This window comes from Methylobacterium sp. 275MFSha3.1 (assembly GCF_900108435.1).
In the GTDB taxonomy this organism is placed as follows: domain Bacteria; phylum Pseudomonadota; class Alphaproteobacteria; order Rhizobiales; family Beijerinckiaceae; genus Methylobacterium.
Window position 1 is genome coordinate 26,792 of sequence record NZ_FNWP01000007.1, and the last position, 20,671, is coordinate 47,462.

A 20,671-nucleotide genomic window follows, 5' to 3' on the forward strand; every position below is an offset into this window, starting at 1 on the left:
TTGGCAAAGACGGCGGCAGAATGGGGCCTCCTTTCAGGCACCGTACAGGGGCGCGACACCACGCTTCCCCGGTCGATCCACGCTTCGCGAGGCCCCGATGTCGCGCGCCGCAGCACGCTGCTGTCTGGTCACCGCTCTGCTGTTCGCCTCCGCGGGCCCCGGGCCCCGCGCGGCCGAGGCGCCGCAGCGCGCCGCAGCGGCCGACGCCGCCTTCCTCGATGCCCTGACCTGGGGCGCCACGCCCTCGGCCTTCGCGCAGCTCACCGCGGAGGGGCGGACGCGCTGGCTACACGATCAGCTTCACCCGCCCGCCGAAATGCGCCTGCCCCCCGACGCCCAGGCGCAGGTCGACGCGCTGACCCCGCCGGGCAGCCTGTTCGAGCGAGCCCAGGCCCTGGACGCGCAGGCCAAGGCGGCGAAGGACATCGCCGATCCCGAGGCCAGGAAGGTTGCTCAGCAGGCTTTCCAGGCGACGCTCAACACGGCCGCGCGGAACGCCGCCTCCGTCTGGGTGCTGCGGGCGCTCTACAGCCCCGACCAGCTGCGCGAGCGCCTGACGTGGTTCTGGTTCAACCGGCTCAACGTCCACCAGGGAAAGTCGACGCTGCGCGCCGCCGTGGGCGACTACGTCGAGACGGCGATCCGCCCGCACGTGCTCGGGCGCTTCCGCGACCTGCTGATGGCGAGCCTGCGCCACCCGGCGATGCTGCGCTACCTCGACAACGACGCCAACGCCGCCGGCCGCCCGAACGAGAACTACGCCCGGGAGATCATGGAGCTGCACACGATGGGTGTCGGCTCCGGCTACACGCAGGGCGACGTCGAGGCGCTGGCCAGGATCCTGAGCGGGGTCGGCATCGACCTGAAGCCCGAGAACCCGAAGCTCCGCCCCGAGCGCGCCGCCGACTTCCGCCGGGACGGCCTGTTCGCGTTCAACCCGAACCGGCACGATTACGGCGACAAGGTCTTCCTCGGCACGCGCATCCGGGGGCGCGGCTGGCCCGAGGTCGAGGAGGCGGTCGACCTGATCGCTCGCAACCCCGCCACAGCGACCAACGTCTCACGGGCGCTGGCGACCTACTTCCTCGGGCAGGCACCCGACGATGCCCTCGTCGCCCGGCTCGCCGCCGTCTTCACGCGGACCGACGGCGACATCGCCGCGGTGATGGAGGCGCTGGTGCGCGAGCCGGCCTTTACGGCCGAGCGCGGCGGCGCCTTCAAGGACCCGGTGCGCTACGTCTTCTCGGCCCTGCGCATGGCCTACGACACGCGCGTGATCCGCAACGCCGGCCCGGTGCTCGGCTGGCTGAACCGCCTCGGCGAGGGCCTGTTCAACCGCTCGACGCCGGACGGCTACCCCCTCGACGCGGCCGCCTGGAGCGGGCCCGGGCAGCTCGCGACGCGGTTCGAGATCGCCCGGCAGATCGGGTCAGGCTCGGCCGGCCTGTTCAAGCCGGCGCTGCCCGATCAGGCCGAGGAGCCGGCCTTTCCGGTGCTCGCCAACGGGCTCTATTTCTCGGCGCTGTCCGGCACCCTGTCGGCGGCGACGCGCGCGGCCCTCGCCCAGGCGGTCTCGCCGCAGGACTGGAACACCCTCTACCTCGCCTCGCCGGAGTTCATGCGATGAACCGTCGCGACCTGATCCGCGCCTCGGCGGCGCTCGGCCTGTCCACGGTGGCCGGCCGCGTCTGGGCCGCCCCGAAGGCCGACGCGCGCCTCCTCGTGGTGTTCCTGCGCGGCGCCTACGACGCCGCCAACGTGGTGATCCCGACCGGCAGCGATTTCTATTACCGGTCGCGGCCGAACCTCGCGATCCCGAAGCCCGACGCGTCGGACCCGAAGGCGGCGCTGGCGCTCGACGCCGACTGGAGCCTGCACCCGGCTTTGCGCGACACGCTCCTGCCGCTCTACGCCAAGGGTCAGGCCGCCTTCGTGCCGTTCGCCGGCACCGACGACCTGACCCGGAGCCATTTCGAGACCCAGGACACGATCGAGATGGGCCAGACGGTCGGCGCGGCCCGCGACTACAATTCCGGCTTCATGGCCCGGCTCGCCGCGGAGCTGACCCGGGTCCGGCCGATCGCCTTCACCGACCAGATGCCGCTCATCTTCCGGGGCGGCGAGACGGTGCCCAACATCGCCATCAACGGGGTCGGCAAGCCCGGCATCGACGACCGGCAGGCCCGCCTCATCGCGGCGATGTACAGCGACACCAAGCTGGCCGCCGCCGTGACCGAGGGGTTCCGGGTGCGCGACGCGGTCTACCACACGATCTCCGATCATGCCGGGCAGGCCGACCGCGGGGCGGTCTCGCCCAAGGGCTTCGAGCTGTCGGCCCGGCGGATCGGCCGCCTGATGCGCGAGAACTTCAACCTCGGCTTCGTCGATGTCGGCGGCTGGGACACGCACGTGAACCAGGGCGCGAGCACCGGCTACCTCGCCGACCGGCTCGGCGAGCTGGGGCGCGGACTCTCGGGCTTCGTCGAGGAGATCGGGCCGGGCTGGTCCGACACGGTGGTGGTAGTGCTGTCGGAGTTCGGGCGCACCTTCCGGGAGAACGGGAGCCGCGGCACCGATCACGGCCACGGCAGCGTCTACTGGATCCTCGGCGGCGGCGTCCGGGGCGGCCGGATCGCGGGACCGCAGGTGCGGGCCGACGAGGCGCACCTGTTCCAGAACCGGGACTATCCGGTGCTCACCGACTATCGCGGCCTGCTGGGCGGCCTGTTCCGGCGGCTCTACGGGCTCGACCAAGCGAGCCTGCGGCGGATCTTCCCCAGCGCGGACCCGGCGGATCTCGCGCTGCTGTAGGGAGCGGGCCGTCGCAGCGTCGCGCCGTCCCAGCACTCGCGAGCCCGGGCTCTCAGCCCCTCCGTCATCGCGAGCGCAGCGAAGCGACCCAGGGCCGTACGAGTTCGGCAGGCGTCGCGCGACGCCGGGTCGCTTCGCTGCGCTCGCAAGGACGACCAAGCGCATGTCGTGCCGACGTATCGATGCTCCTCAGCGGATCCCGACATCAGCGCGCGAAACACCTTCGACGGGTTGGCTCCGCGCCTCTCTGTCCGCGCGCTCAGGCCGCGGCGGCCGCGAGGGCGCGCAGGTCGCCGACCAGCTCGTCGACCCGCTCCGTCCGGGCATCCCAGGCGAACATGAAGCGCGCCCCGCCGCCGATGAAGGTGTAGAACCGCCAGCCCCGGGCGCGCAGGCCCTCCATCGTGGCCGCCGGCATCGTCAGGAAGACCGCGTTCGCCTCGACGGGAAACAGAGCCCGCACCCCCGGCAGCCCGCCGACCGCCTCGGCGAAGCGGCGAGCGCAGGCGTTGCCGTGGGCCGCGTTCCGCAGCCACGCGCCGCTCTCCAGCATGCCGACCCAGGGGGCCGCGAGAAAGCGCATCTTCGAGGCGAGCTGGCCGGCCTGCTTGCAGCGGTAGCCGAAATCCTCCGCGAGCTTGGCGTCGAAGAACACCACCGCCTCGCCGGCATGCATGCCGTTCTTGGTGCCGCCGAAGCACAGGACGTCGATGCCCGAGCGCCACGTCATGTCGGCGGGGCTGCACCCGAGGCTCGCGCAGGCATTGGCGAAGCGCGACCCGTCCATGTGCAGGGCGAGGCCCAGCTCGCGGCAGGTCGCCGACAGGGCCCGCAGCTCGGCGAGGCTGTAGACCTGCCCGGTCTCGGTGGGCTGCGTGATCGTCACCACGCGCGGCCGCGGGAAGTGGATGTCGCTGCGGTTCTGCGCCAGCCCGCGGATCGCCTCCGGCGTCAGCTTGCCGCCCTCGGTCCGGACGGTCAGCAGCTTCGAGCCGTTCGAGAAGAATTCCGGCGCGCCGCACTCGTCGGTCTCGACATGGGCCGAGTCGGCGCAGATCACGCTGTGGTAGGACTGGCACAGCGCGGCCAGCGCCAGCGCGTTGGCGGCCGTGCCGTTGAAGGCGAAGAACACCTCGCACGGGGTCTCGAACAGGTCCCGGAAGGCGTCGGCCGCCCGGGCGGTCCAGGCGTCCTCGCCGTAGGCCGGGGCGTGGCCGCGATTGGCCGCCTCCATCGCAGCCCAGGCCTCCGGGCAGATGCCGGAATAGTTGTCGCTGGCGAATTGCTGCGAGTCGTCGTGTCTCATCCGCGCAACCTAGCACGGCGCAGGCGCGGATGGATCGCGCGGACAGGTTGGAACTGGTGCGCGCTTGGTGTAATAGCCCCGTCAAGGCGTGAGCTCCACGCCGATTCGGAAACCGACGTTCCCGTCCCTCCCGGGTTCAAACCGGGCGAGGGACGTTGCCGGTTTCCAGATCGGCGGCGGGCCGCGTGAACCCAGAACTTCAGGTCCAGAGGATCAAGTCCGTTGCAGGTACTCGTTCGCGACAACAACGTCGATCAAGCGCTCCGCGTCCTCAAGAAGAAGATGCAGCGCGAGGGCATCTTCCGCGAGATGAAGCAGCGCAAGGCTTATGAGAAGCCGTCCGTGCGCAAGGCTCGCGAGAAGGCCGAGGCCGTCCGCCGCGCCCGCAAGCAGGCCCGCAAGACCGCGATCCGCGAGGGCCTGATCGCCGCGCCGAAGCCGAAGCCCCGCTTCCCCGCCGGCGGCCGTCGTCCCGGCTTCCCGTCGCCGTCCGCCGCGCAGGGCCAGGGCGGCAACGCCGCCGGTCAGACCCCGGTCAGCCCGGCTCCCGCCGCCTGAGCGACACTACGTCAGTCATGAGAGAGCCCGGCCTGCGCGCGCAGGCCGGGCTTTTTCTTTGCGTCGCGTCCGGATGAAGGCGCCCGGGCACGCGAGCCGCACGTGGCGCGGGTCCCCTTTCCACCCGAGTCGAGCTTGCCCCGAGTCGGGCTTCTCAGGACGGATCTCGGGCAGGCCCAAGATCCGTCGGGAGAGGAGGAAGGTCGCGCCTGTAGCGCCGAGCCGGGGCTCGGCGCTCGCGATGACGTGAAGAGCTTCGAGCGCCGGGCGCTCAGGCCGCCAGCTCAGGCCGCCAGCTCAGGCCGCCTTGGCGGCCATGGTGGCGTGCTCGGCCTGGACCAGCACGTCGAGGGCCCGCCAGGGCTTCTGCATGTAGACTGCCTGATCGGGGAGCCGCGCGTCCCGGCTCGCGCCCGAGGTGACGACCACGCGCACGTCCGGCCACCGCCGCTTGACCGCCTGCGCCAGCGACACGCCGTCCATGGCGCCCGGCAGGCGCACGTCCGCGAAGAGCAGCGCCACGGTCACGTCGGACCGCTCCAGCACCGAGAGGGCCGCCTCGGCGCTCTCGCAGGCGATCACGCCGAGATCGGTCTCCTCGAGCACCGCCGTCGCGAGATCGCGCACAGCCGCATCGTCCTCCACGACGAGCGCCACGGGGGCGGAACTATCGGGCGTTGCGCGATCCATCAAAGTCTCCTGCTGCCGGTGCCTTGCCCCGCGTCGGGTGGCCGCCTGTACGGCGAGCTTCTGATTCCCCGATTCGGCCATGCTGATCCTTCATGAGGCGGCTCACAAGAGTCGCGTCGCTCCGGAGGCGAATGCCTGCCCTGCGGACAGGCGGCGCCATTTTCATGCGGAACGCACGAAAATGGCGCAGTTTCCGGGCGGTTAAGAAACTGTTCACCGGAGTGGACCGACTGTTAACGTCCTGCGGCGGAACGTCTCCACCCGCGCGGGGCGTTTCGCCGGATCGAACGCGGCCCAGAGCTGAAGGATCATCGTCCGACATGTGCCGTTTCCTCGCCTACAGCGGTGAGCCGGTCTTCCTCTCCGACCTCGTCTGCGCGCCGACCCACTCGCTGGTGCACCAGTCGCTGCACGCCGACGAGGGGAAGACCGAGACCAACGGCGACGGTTTCGGCATCGGCTGGTACGCCGAGCGGCCCGAGCCGGGTGTCTACCGCGACATCTCCCCGGCGTGGTCGGACGAGAACCTCGTGAACCTCTGCGGGCAGGTGCGGGCGCGGACGTTCTTCGCGCACGTGCGCGCCTCGACCGGGACGGCCACCGCCCGGGCCAACTGCCACCCCTTCGTGTTCGGCCGCCACCTGTTCATGCACAACGGCCAGATCGGCGGCTACCACCGGATCAAGCGGCGCCTCGAGGCGCTGATCCCGGATTCCTACTACGACCATCGCCGCGGCAGCACCGACTCGGAGGCGATCTTCCTCCTGGCGCTCGCCAACGGCCTTGAGGCGGACCCCGTCGGCGCGATGGCGCGGACGCTGAAGACCGTCCGCGAGTTGATGGAGTCGGCGAATGTCTGCGAGCCGCTGCGCTTCACCGCGCTGCTCACGGACGGCGAGACGCTGACCGCCTATCGCTGGGCCTGCGACGGCCGGCCGCCGAGCCTGTACTACCGCGAGGGGCCGGGCGGCATCGTGGTGGTGTCGGAGCCGATCGACGGCTGCCGCGAGGGCTGGCGGGTGGTCCCGAAGGGCGCGACCCTGCGCGCCCGCCACGGGACCGCGACGCTCGTCGAGGCGCCGGAGCCCGCCCGCGCCGCCGCCTGAATACAGACGGCCCCAGCCATGCCGCCGCGGGGATTGCCGGGGCGCGCCACATCGCCACATTCCGCCTGCGGCCGACGGTGCGGCCGAGCGGGAATCGACCGATGTATCCGGATACCGAGCTTCACATCGCCGGGCGCTGGCGCGCGGGTGCCGACCGGGACACCCTGGGCGTCCTGAACCCCGCCACGGGCGAGACGATCGGCCAGTGCGCGGTCGCCACCACGGCGGATCTCGACGAGGCCCTGGCGGCCGCCGCCCGCGCCTTCCCGGCCTGGCGCAAAGTCGCGCCCTTCGAGCGCGCCAAGGTGATGCGCAAGGCGGCCGACCTGCTGCGCGCCCGGGTCGACGAGATCGCCCGGATCATGACGCTGGAGCAGGGCAAGCCGCTCGCCGAGTCGCGGGTCGAGACCCTGGCGGCGGCCGACATCATCGACTGGTTCGCCGAGGAGGGTAAGCGCGCCTACGGCCGCGTCATCCCGGGCCGCGCCGACGGCGTGCTGCAGGCTGTGGTCCGCGAGGCGGTCGGGCCGGTGGCCTGCTTCACGCCCTGGAACTTCCCGATCAATCAGGCGGTCCGCAAGATCTCGGCGGCGCTCTGCACCGGCTGCACGGTGATCCTGAAGGGCCCGGAGGACACGCCGGCGAGTTGCGCCGCCCTGGTCCGCGCCTTCCTGGATGCGGGCATCCCGGGCGACGCGCTCTCGCTGGTCTACGGCGATCCCGAAGCCATCTCGGCCTACCTGATCCCGCACCCGGTCATCCGGAAGATCTCGTTCACCGGCTCGACCGTGGTCGGCAAGAAGCTCGCGGCGCTCGCGGGCGAGCACATGAAGCGCGCCACGATGGAACTCGGCGGCCACGCCCCCGCGATCGTGTTCGGCGACGCCGACGTGGAGAAGGCGGTGGCCGTCCTGGCCCCGTCGAAGTTTCGCAATGCCGGCCAGGTCTGCGTCTCGCCGACCCGCTTCCTCGTGCACGATTCGGTCTTCGATCGCTTCGTCGAGGGCTTCACCACCTTCGCCAAGTCGGTGAAGGTCGGCGACGGGCTCGATCCTGAGACCAAGATGGGACCGCTGGTCCACGGGCGGCGCCTCGACGCCGTCACGGCGCTGGCAGCGGACGCCGAGTCGAGCGGCGCGACGCTGCGCGCCGGCGGCAAGCGCATCGGCAACCAGGGCAACTTCTTCGAGCCGACGGTCTTCACCGAGGTGCCGCTGACCGCGCGGATCATGAACGAGGAGCCCTTCGGCCCTCTGGCGATGATCAACCGGTTCTCTGACGACGAGGAGGCGCTCACCGAGGCCAACCGCCTGCCCTACGGGCTCGCGGCCTACGCCTACACCCGCTCCGCCGAGCGCGCGGCGCGGGTGTCGAATGCGGTCGAGAGCGGCATGATCTCGATCAACCACCATGGCCTCGCCCTGCCCGAGACGCCGTTCGGCGGCGTCAAGGATTCGGGCTACGGCAGCGAGGGCGGCCCGGAGGCCCTCGACGCCTACTTGGTCACCAAGTTCGTCACGCAGGCGAATTTCTGACGCACCGGCCGGCGCGCCGCGGCGCGCCGGCCCCTCCCCTCAGTAATGCGGCGGCGGCGGTTCCGGCCCGCGCGGCGCCGCGCGGGCGGCCGCCTCCTCCACCTGCTCCCGCAGCGCGTCGAGCTGCCGGACGAGCCGGTCGATCACCCGCCACTGCTCGGTCACGGTCCGGTTCAGATCCTCGATCGTCGCATCCTGCTCGGTCAGGCGCATCTCCAGGCGATCGATCCGTGTCGCCTCGTCCATGTCGGGTCTCCAGGCAGTGCCGTGTCGCGAGCTGTCCCCGCCCCGATCGTCTCGGACCGCCGGCGCTCGACGCTCCTCCTAACGCAGGCCGAGCGCCGAACAACCCGACGGACCGCCTCCAGCCATGACCAGTCGAGAACGTCCATCAGTCGATGTATAGCCTCGAAGACCGATAATTGCGCAAAATTTATTTATATCTCGCGTGTCTTTGCCGTCTGAATAAATGCATTTTGCGTTGATAGACTGCGCTCCTACAACTTTCTCGCGCTCTCATCGAGCCTGTTTCATGACGAGAGCACGCCATTGACGGTTTTTTAAGCGCGTCTCCTCATGATCGTCCGAACTTTACAGATCAGGCGGGCACGGGCTCCGATGGCGATGTTTGGTTCACGCGACGACGCCCTCCTCGCGTCGATCGACCGGACGATGGCGCGGGTGGAATTCGACCTCGACGGCACCGTCACCGACGCGAACGCCGTATTCCTCGACCTCGTCGGTTACACGCTCGACGAAGTCCGGGGCCAGCATCACAGAATGTTCGTGCCTGAGGCCGACAGGTCCGGTCCGAACTACAGCGCCTTCTGGGACCGGCTGCGCGCCGGTCAGCACGAGGCGCGTGCCTTTCCGCGGGTGACGAAAGCCGGCCAGACCGTGTGGATCCAGGGCTCCTACAACCCGATCCTCGACCGCCGCGGCAAGCCCACCAAGGTCGTCAAGCTCGCCACCGACATCACCGCGGAACGCGCCCGCAACGCGCTCCACGCCGGTCAGGTCGAAGCGCTCAACCGTTCGCAGGCGGTGATCTGCTTCGCCCTCGACGGGACGATCACGGACGCGAACAGCAACTTCCTGTCCACGATGGGCTACACGCTGGAGGAGATCCGCGGGCGGCATCACCGCATGTTCATGGCGCCGGCGGAGGCGGCCAGCCCGGACTACACGGCGTTCTGGGCCGCGCTCGGCAACGGCCAGTACCAGGCGGGCGAGTTCCGGCGGATCGGGAAGGACGGCCGCACCGTCTGGATCTTCGGCGCCTACAACCCGATCCTCGACGCCGACGGCAAACCCAGCGCGGTGGTGAAGTTCGCTACCGACGTGACCCGGCAGGTCGAAGACCGCCAGCGCCGGGCCGAGGGGCAGCGCGCGATCGACGCCGACATCGCGGCGATCCGCGATTCGATGAGCCGGGTGGTCCGGCAGGCGGACGAGACCGCGGAGGCCTCGAGCCGGACAAGCCGCAACGTCGATGCGGTCGCTGCGGGTTCGGAGGAGTTCGCCGCCTCGATCGAGGAACTCAGCCGTCACGCGATGCAGGCGAAATCCTCCGTCGATCTGGTCGTTTCCCGCGCCGAGGAGGCGGGGGCGATCGTCGTGGGGCTGACCGGCGCCGCGGACCGGATCGGGGCGGCGGTGAGCCTGATCCGGTCCATCGCCGACCAGACGAACCTACTGGCGCTGAACGCCACGATCGAGGCGGCCCGGGCCGGAGCGGCCGGCAAGGGCTTCGCGGTCGTCGCCGCCGAGGTGAAGGCGCTCGCCGAGCAGACCGCCAAGGCCACCGGCGAGATCGGAACCCAGATCGCCGCCGTGCAGGCCGAGACCTCCCGGGCCGTCTCGGCGATCGACGGGATCGGCGCCACGATCGAGCAACTCAGCGCGATCTCGCTCAGCGTCTCGTCGGCCGTGACCGAGCAGGCCGCGGTGACCCGCGACATGACCGAGAACATGCAGTCGGCGGCGCAGGGCGTCGCGGCGATCCACACCGCCATGGCGGAGATCGCCTCCTCGGCGAGCGTCGTCGACGCCTCGGTGCGCAAGGTCTCGGAGGCGGCACGCGCCCTCGCGTGAGCCGGCCCGGCAGGGCCTCAGGCCGCGCGGGTGGCGACCGGATCGGCCACGGAGATCCGGTCCCGTCCGCCATTCTTGGCGGCGTAGAGAGCGGCGTCGGCCCGCTGCATCAGCAGGTCGAACGCGATGCCGGGGCGCGCCTGCGCGATCCCGATACTGACGCTGACGCGCAGGGCCGGAAGCTCGGGAACCGCGAGTTGCGCGAAGGTCTGGCGCAGCTCCTCGGCTCGGGCCAGGGCCTCGGCGGGCGAGACGTCCGGCAGGAGGCACGCGAACTCCTCACCGCCGAGGCGGCCCAGCAGGGCCTCCCGCGGCAGCAGGGTCGACGCCATGGTGCAGAAGCCGATGAGCACCGCGTCGCCGACCCCGTGGCCGAAGCGGTCGTTGACGGCCTTGAACCGGTCGAGGTCGAACAGCAGCAGGGCGGCGTCGCCGTGCCGCGCCATCGCGTCCGCGGCGGCCCTGGCGAAGGCCCGGCGGTTGCGCACGCCCGTCAGCGCGTCGGTGGAGGCAGCGATGCGCTGCTCGCGCTCCGCCCGCTCCTTGACCAGCGCCATGAAGGTGAAGGCCGAGGCGATCGAGAACATCAGGGTGACGAAGCACAGGATCGCCACCCAGTGCGACGCGAGCGGGCTGAGACCCGGCTGCGGGGGCGCCACCAGCGTCGCGGGGATCCGCACGATGTAGAAGCTGCCGTGCAGTCCCAGGATGGTGGCGGCGGCGATCCGGGAGGCGAGCCGCTCGGCGCGACCGCGCCAGATCTCCGCGGCCGCGGCGCAGCAATAGAGCGCCGCGGTCCCCGAGGCGTAGATGATGCGGGCCTCGATCGACGCGTAGAAGGTCGGGATCAGGCACAGGACGCACCAGCCGAGGGCGCCGGCCATGGCGATGCCCACCCGCGGCTCCCGATGCTCGAAGGAGCGGACGCCGCTCCAGATGAGGCCGTAGGCGGCGAGCACCACGGCATTGGCCAAGCCCACCGAGATCAGGTCGGGGATCTGGTTGCGCAGCGCGAGGCCGGCCGATCCGGCCGCGCCCACGAGATGCGCCGCGCCCCAGTAGGCGAGCACCCGGGATTCGGGCGCCTGCCGCCACGAGGCCATGAAGAGCGTGCCGACCAGGAAGGTCGTCGCCGCGCTGACGACCAGCAGGGTGGCGGGATCGAGCTGCACGGACGCCTGTCTATCCTCGATCCGGACGTTAGCCGCCCCCGCCCCCGCGTCGCGCCGCACTATGGCCGAGCAACGATACGAGCCGGCAGAGTATATCGCTCTATCTTGCCGGAAGCCACTGTAAGCTAGATTAGAACGACCAACCGGGACGAGGGTGCTAGTACACCGGCATATTCGTCCCGGAGCCTGCCGGGTCTCTCGTGCTGAGTGCCGCAGAGTCGCCGACTCTGACCTCGGCGCGGGCCCGCCCCCGCACGGTCCCGGGACGCCGGGGCCGGAACGCGCGGTGCGACCCGCCCGTCAGGAGCGGTGGATCACCGGGACCGCGGGCGCGCCCTCCCACTCGGTGTTGGCGGGGATCGACTCGCCCTTCATGACGATGGTGAGCGGGCGCAGCCGGGCGAAATCGCCCACCTTGGTGTCGTAGAGCACGGTCGAGAACGCACCCACCGAGACGCCGCGCCCGACGACGACGCGGCCGATCTTCATGATCCGGTCCTCGTAGAGGTGCGTCTGCAGTGCCGAGACGCGGTTGATGGTGGCGTAGTCGCCGATGGTGACGCAGTCGAATTCGGTGATGTCGGTGGTGAGCATGCAGACGCCCTTGCCGACCTTCACGCCGAACAGCCGGAGCACCCAGGGCAGGAAGGGCGTGCCCTGGAGGTGCTCGAGCAGTACCTTGCCGGCGAGTCCCCAGTAGGCCACCGCGATCGCCTCGGTGCGCATCGCCCACCACGACCACATCGGCTGCATGCCGGGCTTGTAGACGCCCATCAGCAGCCACTTCATCGCGATGACCGCCGAGGACTGGATCAGCGCGATGGCGACGCTCGCACCGACGAAGCTGTAAGCCAGACCCCACCAGTCCTGCTCCAGGATGGCCGGGTAGAAGTACCAGTCGATCGCCGTGATCGCGAGGGTGATGTAGAGCATCGGCGAGAACGAGGTCGCGAAGGCCTCGAAGACGCCGCGCCGGATCTTCGGCCACGCGCCGGGCTCGTAGGTCTGGGCGGTCGAGCCAAGATCGACCTTCTGGCGGGCCGGCAGCCGGATCGGCGGCGAGCCGAACCACGTCTCGCCGGGGTTCATCGCGGCGTTCTCGGGCGGCTTCGACTTGATGCCGATGAGAACGTCGTCGGGGATGACGGCGCCGGGCGGCACAACGGCGTCGTTGCCGACGAAGACCCGGGCGCCGGTGCGCACCGGCTCCAGGTGCATCCAGCCGCGCCGGATCTCCTCCTCGCCGTACACCACCTCGTCGGCGATGAAGTTCTTCGCGCCGACCTCGGCGAGGTCGTAGCGGCCCGCGAGGTTGGTCGAGATCTCGGCGCCGTGGCCCATATTGGCGCCCATCAGCCGGTACCAGGCCCGCATGTAGACGGTCGCGAACAGCGACGAGAGCGTCTCCAGGGTGACCTCGACGGCGAGCGCCAGCGACCATTTCCGCAGGTAGAATAGCGAGTGGACCGAGTAGGTGCCGGAGCGGGTCCGCGGCAGCACCACCCAGCGGATGCCGGCGATCAGCAGCACCGTGCCGGCGGTCATCAGCATGGCGGTCGGCCAGGTGAGGATCGGCAGGTACCAGTGATAGTCGATGTCGGTGATGTCGGAGAGCGAGTCCGAGATCTGGTCGAAGATGAAGAAGGCCGGGAAGATCGGCAGCAGACCCACCGCGGGGATCGCGCCGAGCAGCACCACGTAGGCCGCCATGAACGCCGCGCGGCGCGCGAAGGAGGCCTCGGCGGGCGCGGGCAGTTCCGCGGGGTCGGCCATCCCGACCTTGCGGCCGGGCGAACCGTCCCACCGCTCGGCCGCGCCCACCCGCGAGCCCGTGGGGATCGTGGTGAGGTCGGCGATCTCCGCCTGCGGCCCGATCACCGCGTCGTGGCTGATCACGCAGGAGGTGCCGACCGCCGCGTCCGCGCCGATCTCGACCCTGCCGATGACCAGCTCGTTGCCGACGATCTCCGCGTTGGCGATGACGAGGCGGCCGCCCAGGGACGCGCCGTCCCCGATGGTCAGGAGGTCGGCCGCGCCGATCTCGATGTCGGAGATGAGCGTGTCGCGTCCGACCTTCGCACCCATCAGCCGGAGGTAGACGGCGATCGCGGGCGAGCCCTGGAGCCACTTCACGTGGACGAGGGGCGCCAGCCGCTGCGCGAGCCACCAGCGATAATAGTAGGTGCCCCAGAGCGGGTACCGGCCCGGCTTGGTCCGGCCGAGGATCAGCCACTTGCCGGCGACCGCCGCGACCGCGGTCACGCCGTTGATCGCCACGTAGACGAGGAGCAGCACGCCGAGTTCGGCGAAGAAGCTCAGGCCTCCGCCGGTGAGCAGCAGGTAGGTCACGAACATGCCGAGCCACTGCGCGGTGGCCAGCGCGATCACGAAGGGCAGCGCGACCAGCTGCCCGAGGCCGCACAGCGCCCGGCGCAGCAGCGGCGGCGGCGCGAAGCTCAGGTCGCGGGTCGCGGCCCCGGCGCCCATGCCGCCCGTGCGGGCGATGAGCGCGTCGGCCATCGCCCGCACGGTGCGCAGGGCGTAGACGTCCGGCAGCGTGATCCCGGCCAGCGGTGGATTCTCGCGCACCGCCGAGACGAAGCGCGCGGCGAGCAGCGAGTGGCCGCCGAGATCGGCGAAGAAGTCGCCCTCGAGGGCGATCGGCTGGTTGCCGAAGATCTGCTTGGCCGCGGCGACCAGGGCCGCCTCGGTCTCGTTGGCGGGCGGCTCCTGCTCGCCGTCGGCGGCGACCACCGTGAGCGGGGCGACCTTGAGCGCCTTGCGGTCGACCTTGCCGGACGTGAGCCGGGGCAAAGTCTCAGCCACCTCGAAATGGCCGGGCACCATGTAGGGCGGCATCTGCCCGGCGAGGGTCCGGCGGAGGGCGGCAGCGTCGATGGACCGGCCGCGCTCCGGGATCAGGAAGGCGACGAGGCGGTCGACGCCGTCGTCGTTCCGCAGCACGACGGCGGCCTGGTTGACGTCGGGCGCCGCCCGGATCCGGGACTCGATCTCGCCGAGTTCCACGCGGAAGCCGCGGATCTTCACCTGGTCGTCGATCCGGCCGTGGAACACGATCCGGCCGGCGGCGTCGAGGGAGACCGCGTCGCCCGAGCGGTAGAGCACCGGGTCGGTCCCGTCCGACGCGAACGGGTTGGCGATGAACTTCTCCGCCGTCAGCTCGGGACGGGCGAGGTAGCCCCGCGCCACGCCGGGACCGCCGATCAGCAGCTCGCCCTGCTGGTCTCGGCCGAGCAGGGTCAGATCCTCGCCGGCGACGTAGACGGAGTAGTTCGGGATCGGGCCGCCGATGGTCACCGGCTCGCCGGGCCGCATCTCGGCCGCGGTCGCCACCACGGTGGCCTCCGTCGGGCCGTAGGTGTTGAACAGCTGGCGGCCGCCGGTCGCCCAGCGGGCGATCAGCGGCTCGGGCAGCGCCTCGCCGCCGAGCAGGACGAGGCGCACCCGCGGCAGGTCGCCGGAGATCATCGCCAGGAGCGTCGGGACGGTGTCGAGCACCGTGATCCCCTCGGCCTCCAGGATGCCGGGGAGCGATTCCAGGTCGCCCATCATGGCGGGGCTCGCCACGAACAGGGTCGCGCCCACGAGATACGGCACCCAGATCTCCTCCATCGAGAGATCGAAGGCCACCGAGGCGCCCTGGAAGACCACGTCGTCGGCGCGCATCCCGTAGAGGGCGTTCCCGGACCGCAGGAAGTGGCAGATGTTGGCGTGGCTGATGACGATGCCCTTGGGCACGCCGGTCGAGCCCGAGGTGTAGATGAGGTAGGCGGGGTGCTCGGGTGTCAGCCCGGCCGCGCGCGGATCGGGCAGCGGCGCGCCGGCGGGCGTCCCGGTGTCGAGATCGGCGGGCGTCAGGGCCGGGGCGGCGTCGGGCGCCGCCCCGGCGAGCGCCGGGGAGACCAGCAGCGCCTTCGCGCCCGCGTCGGCGAGGCACACGCCCACCCGGTCCGCCGGCGCCTCGGCGTCGAAGGGCAGCCAGGCCGCGCCCGCCATCGTGATGCCGATCTGCGCCACGAGGAGGTCCGGGCCACGGGCCATCCAGAGGCCGACGATGTCACCCGGCCCGATGCCGCGATGGGCGAGGCCGGCGGCGATCCGGCCGGCCCGGGCGGCGACCTCCGCGTAGGTCAGGTGCGGGTGGACGCCCCCGGCGCCGACGCCGGCGCCGTCGACCAGGCAGGGATGATCGGGCCGGGTCTCGGCCGCGTGCAGGAAGATCTCGGCCAGGACCTCGTCGCGGATGAGGTCGGGCCGGTGGTCGCCGCGCAGGATCGCCGCCGCGGCTCCGAGAGGCGCGGGCTCCCCGGCCGTCGGTCCGGGCCGGGTCTTCTCGGCGACGTCGCTCATCCGCTGCTCCGCTGGCCGCCCGCTCGGGCCGGCGCCTGTCCTGGCCGCCGCCCTATAGCCTGCCGATCATGCCGTTATCGAGGCGGCTTTGCACTGCGCCGGCGCACGGGATCAAGCCCAGCGCCAGCCACCGGGCTCGAGGATCAGGACCTCGCCCTGGCGGATGCCCAGGCGGGGCGCCGCGTAGACGTCGAGGTGGCCGAGGGCGACCAGCGCGGCCCGCGCGACGCCGCCATGGGCGACGATGACCGTGTCCCGCTCCAGCCCCGCGATCATCGGCCCGACGCGCTCGACGAGGCCGGCATAGCTCTCCGCGCCGAGGCCGGGCGGGCGGTAGTGCCAGCGGTCCCGGTCGCGGCCGGCGGCCCCGGCCGGGTCGCGGCGGCGGATCTCCGCCCAGGTGGAGCCTTCCCAGCTGCCGAAACCGATCTCCCGCAGGCGCGGGTCGACGCGGTACGCCTCGGGCGGCAGGCCGAGGGCGCCCCGCAGGATCTCCATGGTGCGCCGGGTGCGCTTGAGCGGGCTCGCGACGAAATCGGCCTCTGCCAGGGCCGGCCCCGCCGCGGCGGCGAGGCGCTCTGCCACGGCCGCGGCCTGTGCCTCCCCCTGGGCATTGAGGTCGGTGTCGCGCCCGCCCTGGAGGCGCCCCTCGGCGTTCCAGGCGGTCTGGCCGTGCCGGATGAAGTAGATCGTACCCAACCGTCTCAACCCCGTCCTGCACAGGCGTCCGGAACAGCCTGGACTACCGGCCGTTCTCGCCGGCGGTCGGCAATATCCGGAACTAGGTCCTGCCCCATGTCCAAGAAGCACGGCAAGCATCATCGCGGCCACAAACGCGGTGACGGCATGACAGGTGAGGCCGATCTGCATGGCGCCACCGTGGATCACCGCCCGTCGACGGCCCGCTGGGCCGGCAGCGTCGACAGCGTGGCCGAATCCGTCCCGGCGGCGCTCGGCCGGCACGGGCCGGTACCGATCCGCCCGGCGCCCGGCATCGTGGCGGTCGAACCGGGGGCGCCCTTCGATCTCGGCACGGTCGATCCCGACGACGTCGGCGGTCTCGACAAGGACTGGGCGAAGGACGCCCTCGCCCAGGAGCGGGCGCGCATCGTCGCCCTCCAGGAGCGCCTCTACGCGGAGCGCGCCAGGAGCCTCCTGCTGGTGTTCCAGGCGATCGACACGGGCGGCAAGGACGGCACGATCCGGTCGGTGCTCAAGGGGGTGAACCCCCAGGGCTGCGCGGTGGCCTCGTTCAAGGTGCCCTCGAGCGAGGAGCTCGATCACGACTTCCTGTGGCGCTACCACGCCCGGGTGCCGGGGCGCGGCATGATCGGTGTGTTCAACCGCAGCCACTACGAGGACGTGCTCGTCGTGCGGGTGAAAGGCCTCGTGCCGGATGCGGTCTGGCAGAGCCGCTACGGCCGGATCAACGATTTCGAGCGCCTGCTCACCGAGTCGGGCACGACGGTCGTGAAGTTCTTCCTGCACATCTCCAAGGCGGAGCAGAAGCGGCGCCTGGAGGCCCGGATCGCCGACCCCGAGAAGCACTGGAAGTTCGACCCGGCCGACCTGGTCGAGCGGAAATCCTGGGACGCCTACCAGCAGGCCTTCGCGGACGCCCTCGGCCGCTGCTCGACGCCCGAGGCGCCCTGGCTGGTAGTGCCGGCCAACCACAAGTGGTTCCGCAACTACGTGATTGCCCGGACCGTGGCGGATACGCTGGAGGCCATGGACCCGCGATTCCCCGAGGCCGCCAAAGGCATCGCGGATCTGACGGTCCCCGACTGACGCGGGAGAATCCGAGATGCTGGTGGTTCGAGAGGTCGCGATCTCGGGCTACCGCTCGCTGCGGCGGATCGGCTTCCCGGTCGACGCGCTGTCGGTCTTCGTCGGCGGCAACGGCACTGGCAAGACCAACCTCTACCGGTCTTTGGAGTTGCTGCAGGCCGCCGCCCGGGGCACCCTCACCCGCGACCTCGCCGCCGAGGGCGGCATGGACTCCGCCCTCTGGGCCGGCCGCCGGCGGCAGGGCGAGGCGGCGCGGATCCGCCTGTCGGCCACCCTGCGCCACGACACGATCGGGCAGGAATTCGTCTACGCCGTCGAGATCGGGCTGGTGCAGCAGGTCGGCGGGACGACCTTCGGCGCCGCCTTCCGGAAGGAGCCGCAGGTCAAGGCCGAGCGCCTGACGGTCCGCACCCGCGGCCGCGCGGCCGTGATCCTCGATCGCGACGGGCGGAGCGGCTTCGTCCGGGACGCGGAGGGCCGCAAGCGCACCCTCGGCGGTGACCTGCTGCCGACCGAGACCGCCCTCGGCAGCCTCCTCGACGCCACCGGCCATCCCGAGATCGCCGTGGTCCGCCTCGCCCTGGCGGGGTGGCGCTTCCACCACGATTTCCGGACGGATGCCGAGTCGCCCCTGCGCCGGCCCTGCCTCGCGGTGACGACGCCGACCCTCGCGTCCGACGGCGCGGACCTCGCCGCCGTCTTCGCCACGCTGGCGCATATCCGGGAGGACACGACCGAGATCGACGAGGCCGTCGACGGCGCCTTCCCGGGCGCGGCGCTCGTGCTGCCGGAGCCGGGCCGTCACGCGCGCTTCGGCCTGCGCTTCCCCGACTTCCCGGGCCGGACCTTCGATCCGCCGGAACTGTCGGACGGCACCCTACGCTACCTCGCCCTGGCCGGCGCGCTGCTCGGCTACCGGCTGCCGCCGTTCATCGCGCTGAACGAGCCCGAGACCAGCCTGCATCCCGATCTCATGGATCCGCTGGCGCGGCTGATCGCGCGGGCCGCGGAGCGCACGCAGGTCTGGCTCGTCACGCACTCGGAGCGGCTTGCGGCCGGCATCGCGGAGCACGGGAAGGTCCGGCCGCGCACCGTCATCAAGCGCGACGGCGAGACCTGGATCGACGGGCTCACGCTCTCGGGAGAGTTCGACGAGGCGGAGGACGCGTGAGCCACGCCGGGCCGCTCACGCCTCAGGTCCGGGCCGCCGCGACGACCGACCCGTCTCAGTCCTTGTCGAGGGTGAGATCCGGCGCCTCGGGATTCTTCATGCCGACGACGTGGTAGCCGGCATCCACGTGGAGGATCTCGCCGGTCATGCCGGCCGCCATGTCGGAAACGAGGTAGGACGCGGTCTCGCCGACTTCCCCGATCGTCACGGTCCGGCGCAGGGGCGCGTTGTACTCGTTCCACTTCAGGATGTAGCGGAAATCGCCGATCCCGGAGGCCGCGAGGGTCTTGATCGGGCCGGCCGAGATGGCGTTGACCCGGATGTTCTTCGGGCCGAGATCGGCCGCGAGGTAGCGCACCGACGCCTCCAGGGCCGCCTTGGCGACGCCCATCACGTTGTAGTGGGGCATCCACTTCTCGGCGCCGTAATAGGTCAGCGTCACCAGCGAGCCGCCCGGGCGCATGATCTTCTCGGCGCGCTGGGCCACGGCGGTGAACGAGTAGCAGGAGACCAGGAGCGACTTGGTGAAATTGTCCTCGGAGGTCTCGATGTAGCGGCCGGTCAGTTCGTCCTTGTCGGAGAAGGCGACGCAGTGGACGACGAAGTCGATGCCGTCCGGGAAGACCCTGGCGGCCTCCGCGAAGACCGCGTCGATCGTGGCCGCCTCGGTGACGTCGCAGTGCCCGATCACGTGGGCGTCGAGTTCCTTGGCCAGGGGCTCGACGCGCTTGCGCAGGGCGTCGCCCTGGTAGGTGAACGCCAGGTCGGCCCCGTGGGCGCGGGCGCTGCGGGCGATGCCCCAGGCGATCGAGCGGTTGTTGGCGACCCCGAGGACGATGCCCCGCTTGCCCGCCAGAAGGCCCTGCCCGTGTTCCGCCATGATCGATCCCGAAGCCGCGCGACCCCTCTCGGGGCCGGGGGGCCTCCTTAGCGGAGGCGGCCCGGCGACGGAAGTCCGGGACGCCGCCGAGCACCTTCATGCGCGCCCCGGTGGCTACGCCGGCGCGTCAGGCCGCGTTGGCCGCCCGGCGGCCGCGGGCGAATTCGGTCAGTGCTGCGTCCTCGCCCTCCGGCAGGACGATCGCCGTCGTGGCGAACAGGTCGCCGCGGGTGCCGTCCTTCTTCGGAAGCCCCTTGCCGCGCAGGCGGAAGGTGCGGCCGGAACTCGTCATCGCCGGGATCTTCATCTCGACGGCGCCGGTGAGCGTCGGCACGCGGATCGTGCCGCCGAGCACGGCATCCTCCAGCGGAACGTCGACGCTGGTGCGCAGGTCGGCCCCCTCGACGGTGAAGCGCGGGTGCGGCCGGATCCGGATGGTGAGGAGGGCGTCGCCCGGCTCGGCCCGGAGGCCGCCGCTCTGGCCGAGGCCGCGAAGCCGGATGGTCTGGCCGTCGACCACGCCGCGGGGAATCACGACGTCGACCTCGCGGCCCGTGGGCAGGGCGAGGCGCAGCTTCTCCTCGCTGGCGACCTGCTCCAGCGTCACCAGCAGCTCCGCGGCGACGTCCTCGCCCCTGGCCGCTTGACGCTGGCCGCCCGGACCGGCCCCGCCGGCGCGGAACGCCTCCCCGAAGATGTGCGAGAAGATGTCCTCGCCCATCCCGCCACCGCCGCCGCGCTGCGCGCGCGCCATGTTCTCGAAATCGAAATTGCCCCCGCGCCCGCCGCCGAAGCCGCCGAACCCCTCGAAGCCGGTCGCGCGCGGCTTGCCCTCGGCGTCGATCTCGCCGCGGTCGAACTGCTTGCGCTTCTCGGAATCGCCCAGGATCTCGTAGGCCGAATTCGCCTCGGCGAACCGGTCCTTGGCCTTGGCGTCGTTCTTGTTGCGATCGGGGTGGAAGTCCTTGGCGAGCTTGCGATAGGCCTTCTTGATCTCGGCCTCGCTCGCCCCCTTGGCCACGCCCAGCACGTCGTAGGGATTGCGCATGGATCTCTTGGCTGTGCGGTTGGCTGTGCGATGTGGGTTCGCAACCGGGATGTGGGATGGATGTTGCATCCCTGCAACGGTTCTGGCGGCGAAAGTCTGCGGGTTCGGGCCGAACGTCAAGCGGCCGATCTCGCCGCGGCT

Annotated in this window: 16 protein-coding genes; 8 read left to right on the plus strand and 8 right to left on the minus strand. The window is 71.3% G+C overall.

The genetic code is table 11. The features are described from left to right. Positions 1-97: 97 nt before the first annotated feature. Positions 98-1,627: a DUF1800 domain-containing protein gene (locus BLW78_RS09580; protein WP_091678953.1), complete on the plus strand. Its 1,530-nt coding sequence runs from the start codon at positions 98-100 to the stop codon at positions 1,625-1,627. Continuing rightward, positions 1,624-2,811: a DUF1501 domain-containing protein gene (locus tag BLW78_RS09585; protein ID WP_091678956.1), complete on the plus strand. Its 1,188-nt coding sequence runs from the start codon at positions 1,624-1,626 to the stop codon at positions 2,809-2,811. Before BLW78_RS09580 ends, BLW78_RS09585 begins: the two co-directional genes overlap by 4 nt. A 259-nt stretch (positions 2,812-3,070) precedes the next feature. On the opposite strand, the gene BLW78_RS09590 is transcribed toward BLW78_RS09585, so the two are convergent. Then, on the minus strand, positions 3,071-4,117 hold the full coding sequence (locus BLW78_RS09590; protein WP_091678959.1) for a threonine aldolase family protein: 1,047 nt from the start codon (positions 4,115-4,117) through the stop codon (positions 3,071-3,073). Positions 4,118-4,339: 222 nt separating this feature from the next. Here BLW78_RS09590 and rpsU point away from each other — a divergent pair, with 222 nt between their 5' ends. Further along, positions 4,340-4,675 carry a 30S ribosomal protein S21 gene (rpsU, locus tag BLW78_RS09595; protein ID WP_012322424.1) on the plus strand — a complete coding sequence of 112 codons (336 nt, stop codon included), beginning with the start codon at positions 4,340-4,342 and terminating at the stop codon, positions 4,673-4,675. A 297-nt stretch (positions 4,676-4,972) separates the two neighbouring features. Here rpsU and BLW78_RS09600 read toward each other — a convergent pair whose 3' ends face one another. Beyond that, entirely contained in the window at positions 4,973-5,365 is a 393-nt protein-coding gene (locus BLW78_RS09600) for a response regulator (protein WP_026604893.1), read from the minus strand. Positions 5,366-5,685: 320 nt separating this feature from the next. Between BLW78_RS09600 and BLW78_RS09605 the strand changes: the two genes are divergently transcribed. Next, positions 5,686-6,471 (plus strand): class II glutamine amidotransferase, encoded by a 786-nt coding sequence (locus BLW78_RS09605; protein WP_020092942.1) that lies wholly within the window; start codon positions 5,686-5,688, stop codon positions 6,469-6,471. Positions 6,472-6,572: 101 nt separating this feature from the next. Next, on the plus strand, positions 6,573-8,006 hold the full coding sequence (locus tag BLW78_RS09610; protein ID WP_091678962.1) for an NAD-dependent succinate-semialdehyde dehydrogenase: 1,434 nt from the start codon (positions 6,573-6,575) through the stop codon (positions 8,004-8,006). A gap of 39 nt (positions 8,007-8,045) precedes the next feature. Here the strand turns inward: BLW78_RS09610 and BLW78_RS09615 are convergent, their stop codons facing one another. Next, positions 8,046-8,252, minus strand: coding sequence for a SlyX family protein (locus tag BLW78_RS09615; protein ID WP_020092944.1), 207 nt, complete (start codon positions 8,250-8,252; stop codon positions 8,046-8,048). 372 nt (positions 8,253-8,624) lie between these two features. Between BLW78_RS09615 and BLW78_RS09620 the strand changes: the two genes are divergently transcribed. After that, complete coding sequence (locus tag BLW78_RS09620; RefSeq protein ID WP_091678965.1) at positions 8,625-10,100, plus strand: methyl-accepting chemotaxis protein; 1,476 nt, start codon at positions 8,625-8,627, stop codon at positions 10,098-10,100. A 17-nt stretch (positions 10,101-10,117) separates the two neighbouring features. On the opposite strand, the gene BLW78_RS09625 is transcribed toward BLW78_RS09620, so the two are convergent. From BLW78_RS09625 to BLW78_RS09635, 3 genes are all read right to left on the minus strand, one after another. Then, the gene (locus BLW78_RS09625; protein ID WP_020092946.1) at positions 10,118-11,272 is read right to left on the minus strand and encodes a GGDEF domain-containing protein; all 1,155 of its coding nucleotides are present in this window, start codon (positions 11,270-11,272) and stop codon (positions 10,118-10,120) included. 300 nt (positions 11,273-11,572) lie between these two features. Then, positions 11,573-15,643 (minus strand): Pls/PosA family non-ribosomal peptide synthetase, encoded by a 4,071-nt coding sequence (locus BLW78_RS09630; RefSeq protein ID WP_091678967.1) that lies wholly within the window; start codon positions 15,641-15,643, stop codon positions 11,573-11,575. A 111-nt stretch (positions 15,644-15,754) separates the two neighbouring features. After that, positions 15,755-16,342, minus strand: coding sequence for a histidine phosphatase family protein (locus tag BLW78_RS09635; RefSeq protein WP_020092948.1), 588 nt, complete (start codon positions 16,340-16,342; stop codon positions 15,755-15,757). Between the two features lie 96 nt (positions 16,343-16,438). Between BLW78_RS09635 and BLW78_RS09640 the strand changes: the two genes are divergently transcribed. Further along, positions 16,439-17,431, plus strand: coding sequence for a polyphosphate kinase 2 family protein (locus BLW78_RS09640; protein ID WP_020092949.1), 993 nt, complete (start codon positions 16,439-16,441; stop codon positions 17,429-17,431). A 16-nt stretch (positions 17,432-17,447) separates the two neighbouring features. Next, the gene (locus tag BLW78_RS09645) at positions 17,448-18,602 is read left to right on the plus strand and encodes an AAA family ATPase (RefSeq protein ID WP_020092950.1); all 1,155 of its coding nucleotides are present in this window, start codon (positions 17,448-17,450) and stop codon (positions 18,600-18,602) included. Between the two features lie 55 nt (positions 18,603-18,657). Here the strand turns inward: BLW78_RS09645 and fabI are convergent, their stop codons facing one another. Then, a complete protein-coding gene (gene fabI, locus BLW78_RS09650; RefSeq protein WP_091678970.1) occupies positions 18,658-19,482 on the minus strand; it encodes an enoyl-ACP reductase FabI in 825 nt (274 codons plus the stop codon). A 127-nt stretch (positions 19,483-19,609) separates the two neighbouring features. Then, the gene (locus BLW78_RS09655; protein ID WP_056531888.1) at positions 19,610-20,530 is read right to left on the minus strand and encodes a DnaJ C-terminal domain-containing protein; all 921 of its coding nucleotides are present in this window, start codon (positions 20,528-20,530) and stop codon (positions 19,610-19,612) included. Between the last annotated feature and the right edge of the window lie 141 nt (positions 20,531-20,671).

Bases quoted from the DNA above. Each gene is read 5' to 3' on its own strand.
- BLW78_RS09590 (WP_091678959.1), bottom strand. From the start codon at position 4,117: ATGAGACACGACGACTCGCAGCAATTCGCCAGCGACAACTATTCCGGC.
- BLW78_RS09610 (WP_091678962.1), top strand. From the start codon at position 6,573: ATGTATCCGGATACCGAGCTTCACATCGCCGGGCGCTGGCGCGCGGGT.
- BLW78_RS09585 (WP_091678956.1), top strand. From the start codon at position 1,624: ATGAACCGTCGCGACCTGATCCGCGCCTCGGCGGCGCTCGGCCTGTCC.
- BLW78_RS09580 (WP_091678953.1), top strand. From the start codon at position 98: ATGTCGCGCGCCGCAGCACGCTGCTGTCTGGTCACCGCTCTGCTGTTC.
- BLW78_RS09605 (WP_020092942.1), top strand. From the start codon at position 5,686: ATGTGCCGTTTCCTCGCCTACAGCGGTGAGCCGGTCTTCCTCTCCGAC.
- BLW78_RS09615 (WP_020092944.1), bottom strand. From the start codon at position 8,252: ATGGACGAGGCGACACGGATCGATCGCCTGGAGATGCGCCTGACCGAG.
- BLW78_RS09655 (WP_056531888.1), bottom strand. From the start codon at position 20,530: ATGCGCAATCCCTACGACGTGCTGGGCGTGGCCAAGGGGGCGAGCGAG.
- fabI (WP_091678970.1), bottom strand. From the start codon at position 19,482: ATGGCGGAACACGGGCAGGGCCTTCTGGCGGGCAAGCGGGGCATCGTC.
- BLW78_RS09640 (WP_020092949.1), top strand. From the start codon at position 16,439: ATGTCCAAGAAGCACGGCAAGCATCATCGCGGCCACAAACGCGGTGAC.
- BLW78_RS09630 (WP_091678967.1), bottom strand. From the start codon at position 15,643: ATGAGCGACGTCGCCGAGAAGACCCGGCCCGGACCGACGGCCGGGGAG.
- BLW78_RS09600 (WP_026604893.1), bottom strand. From the start codon at position 5,365: ATGGATCGCGCAACGCCCGATAGTTCCGCCCCCGTGGCGCTCGTCGTG.
- BLW78_RS09645 (WP_020092950.1), top strand. From the start codon at position 17,448: ATGCTGGTGGTTCGAGAGGTCGCGATCTCGGGCTACCGCTCGCTGCGG.
- BLW78_RS09620 (WP_091678965.1), top strand. From the start codon at position 8,625: ATGGCGATGTTTGGTTCACGCGACGACGCCCTCCTCGCGTCGATCGAC.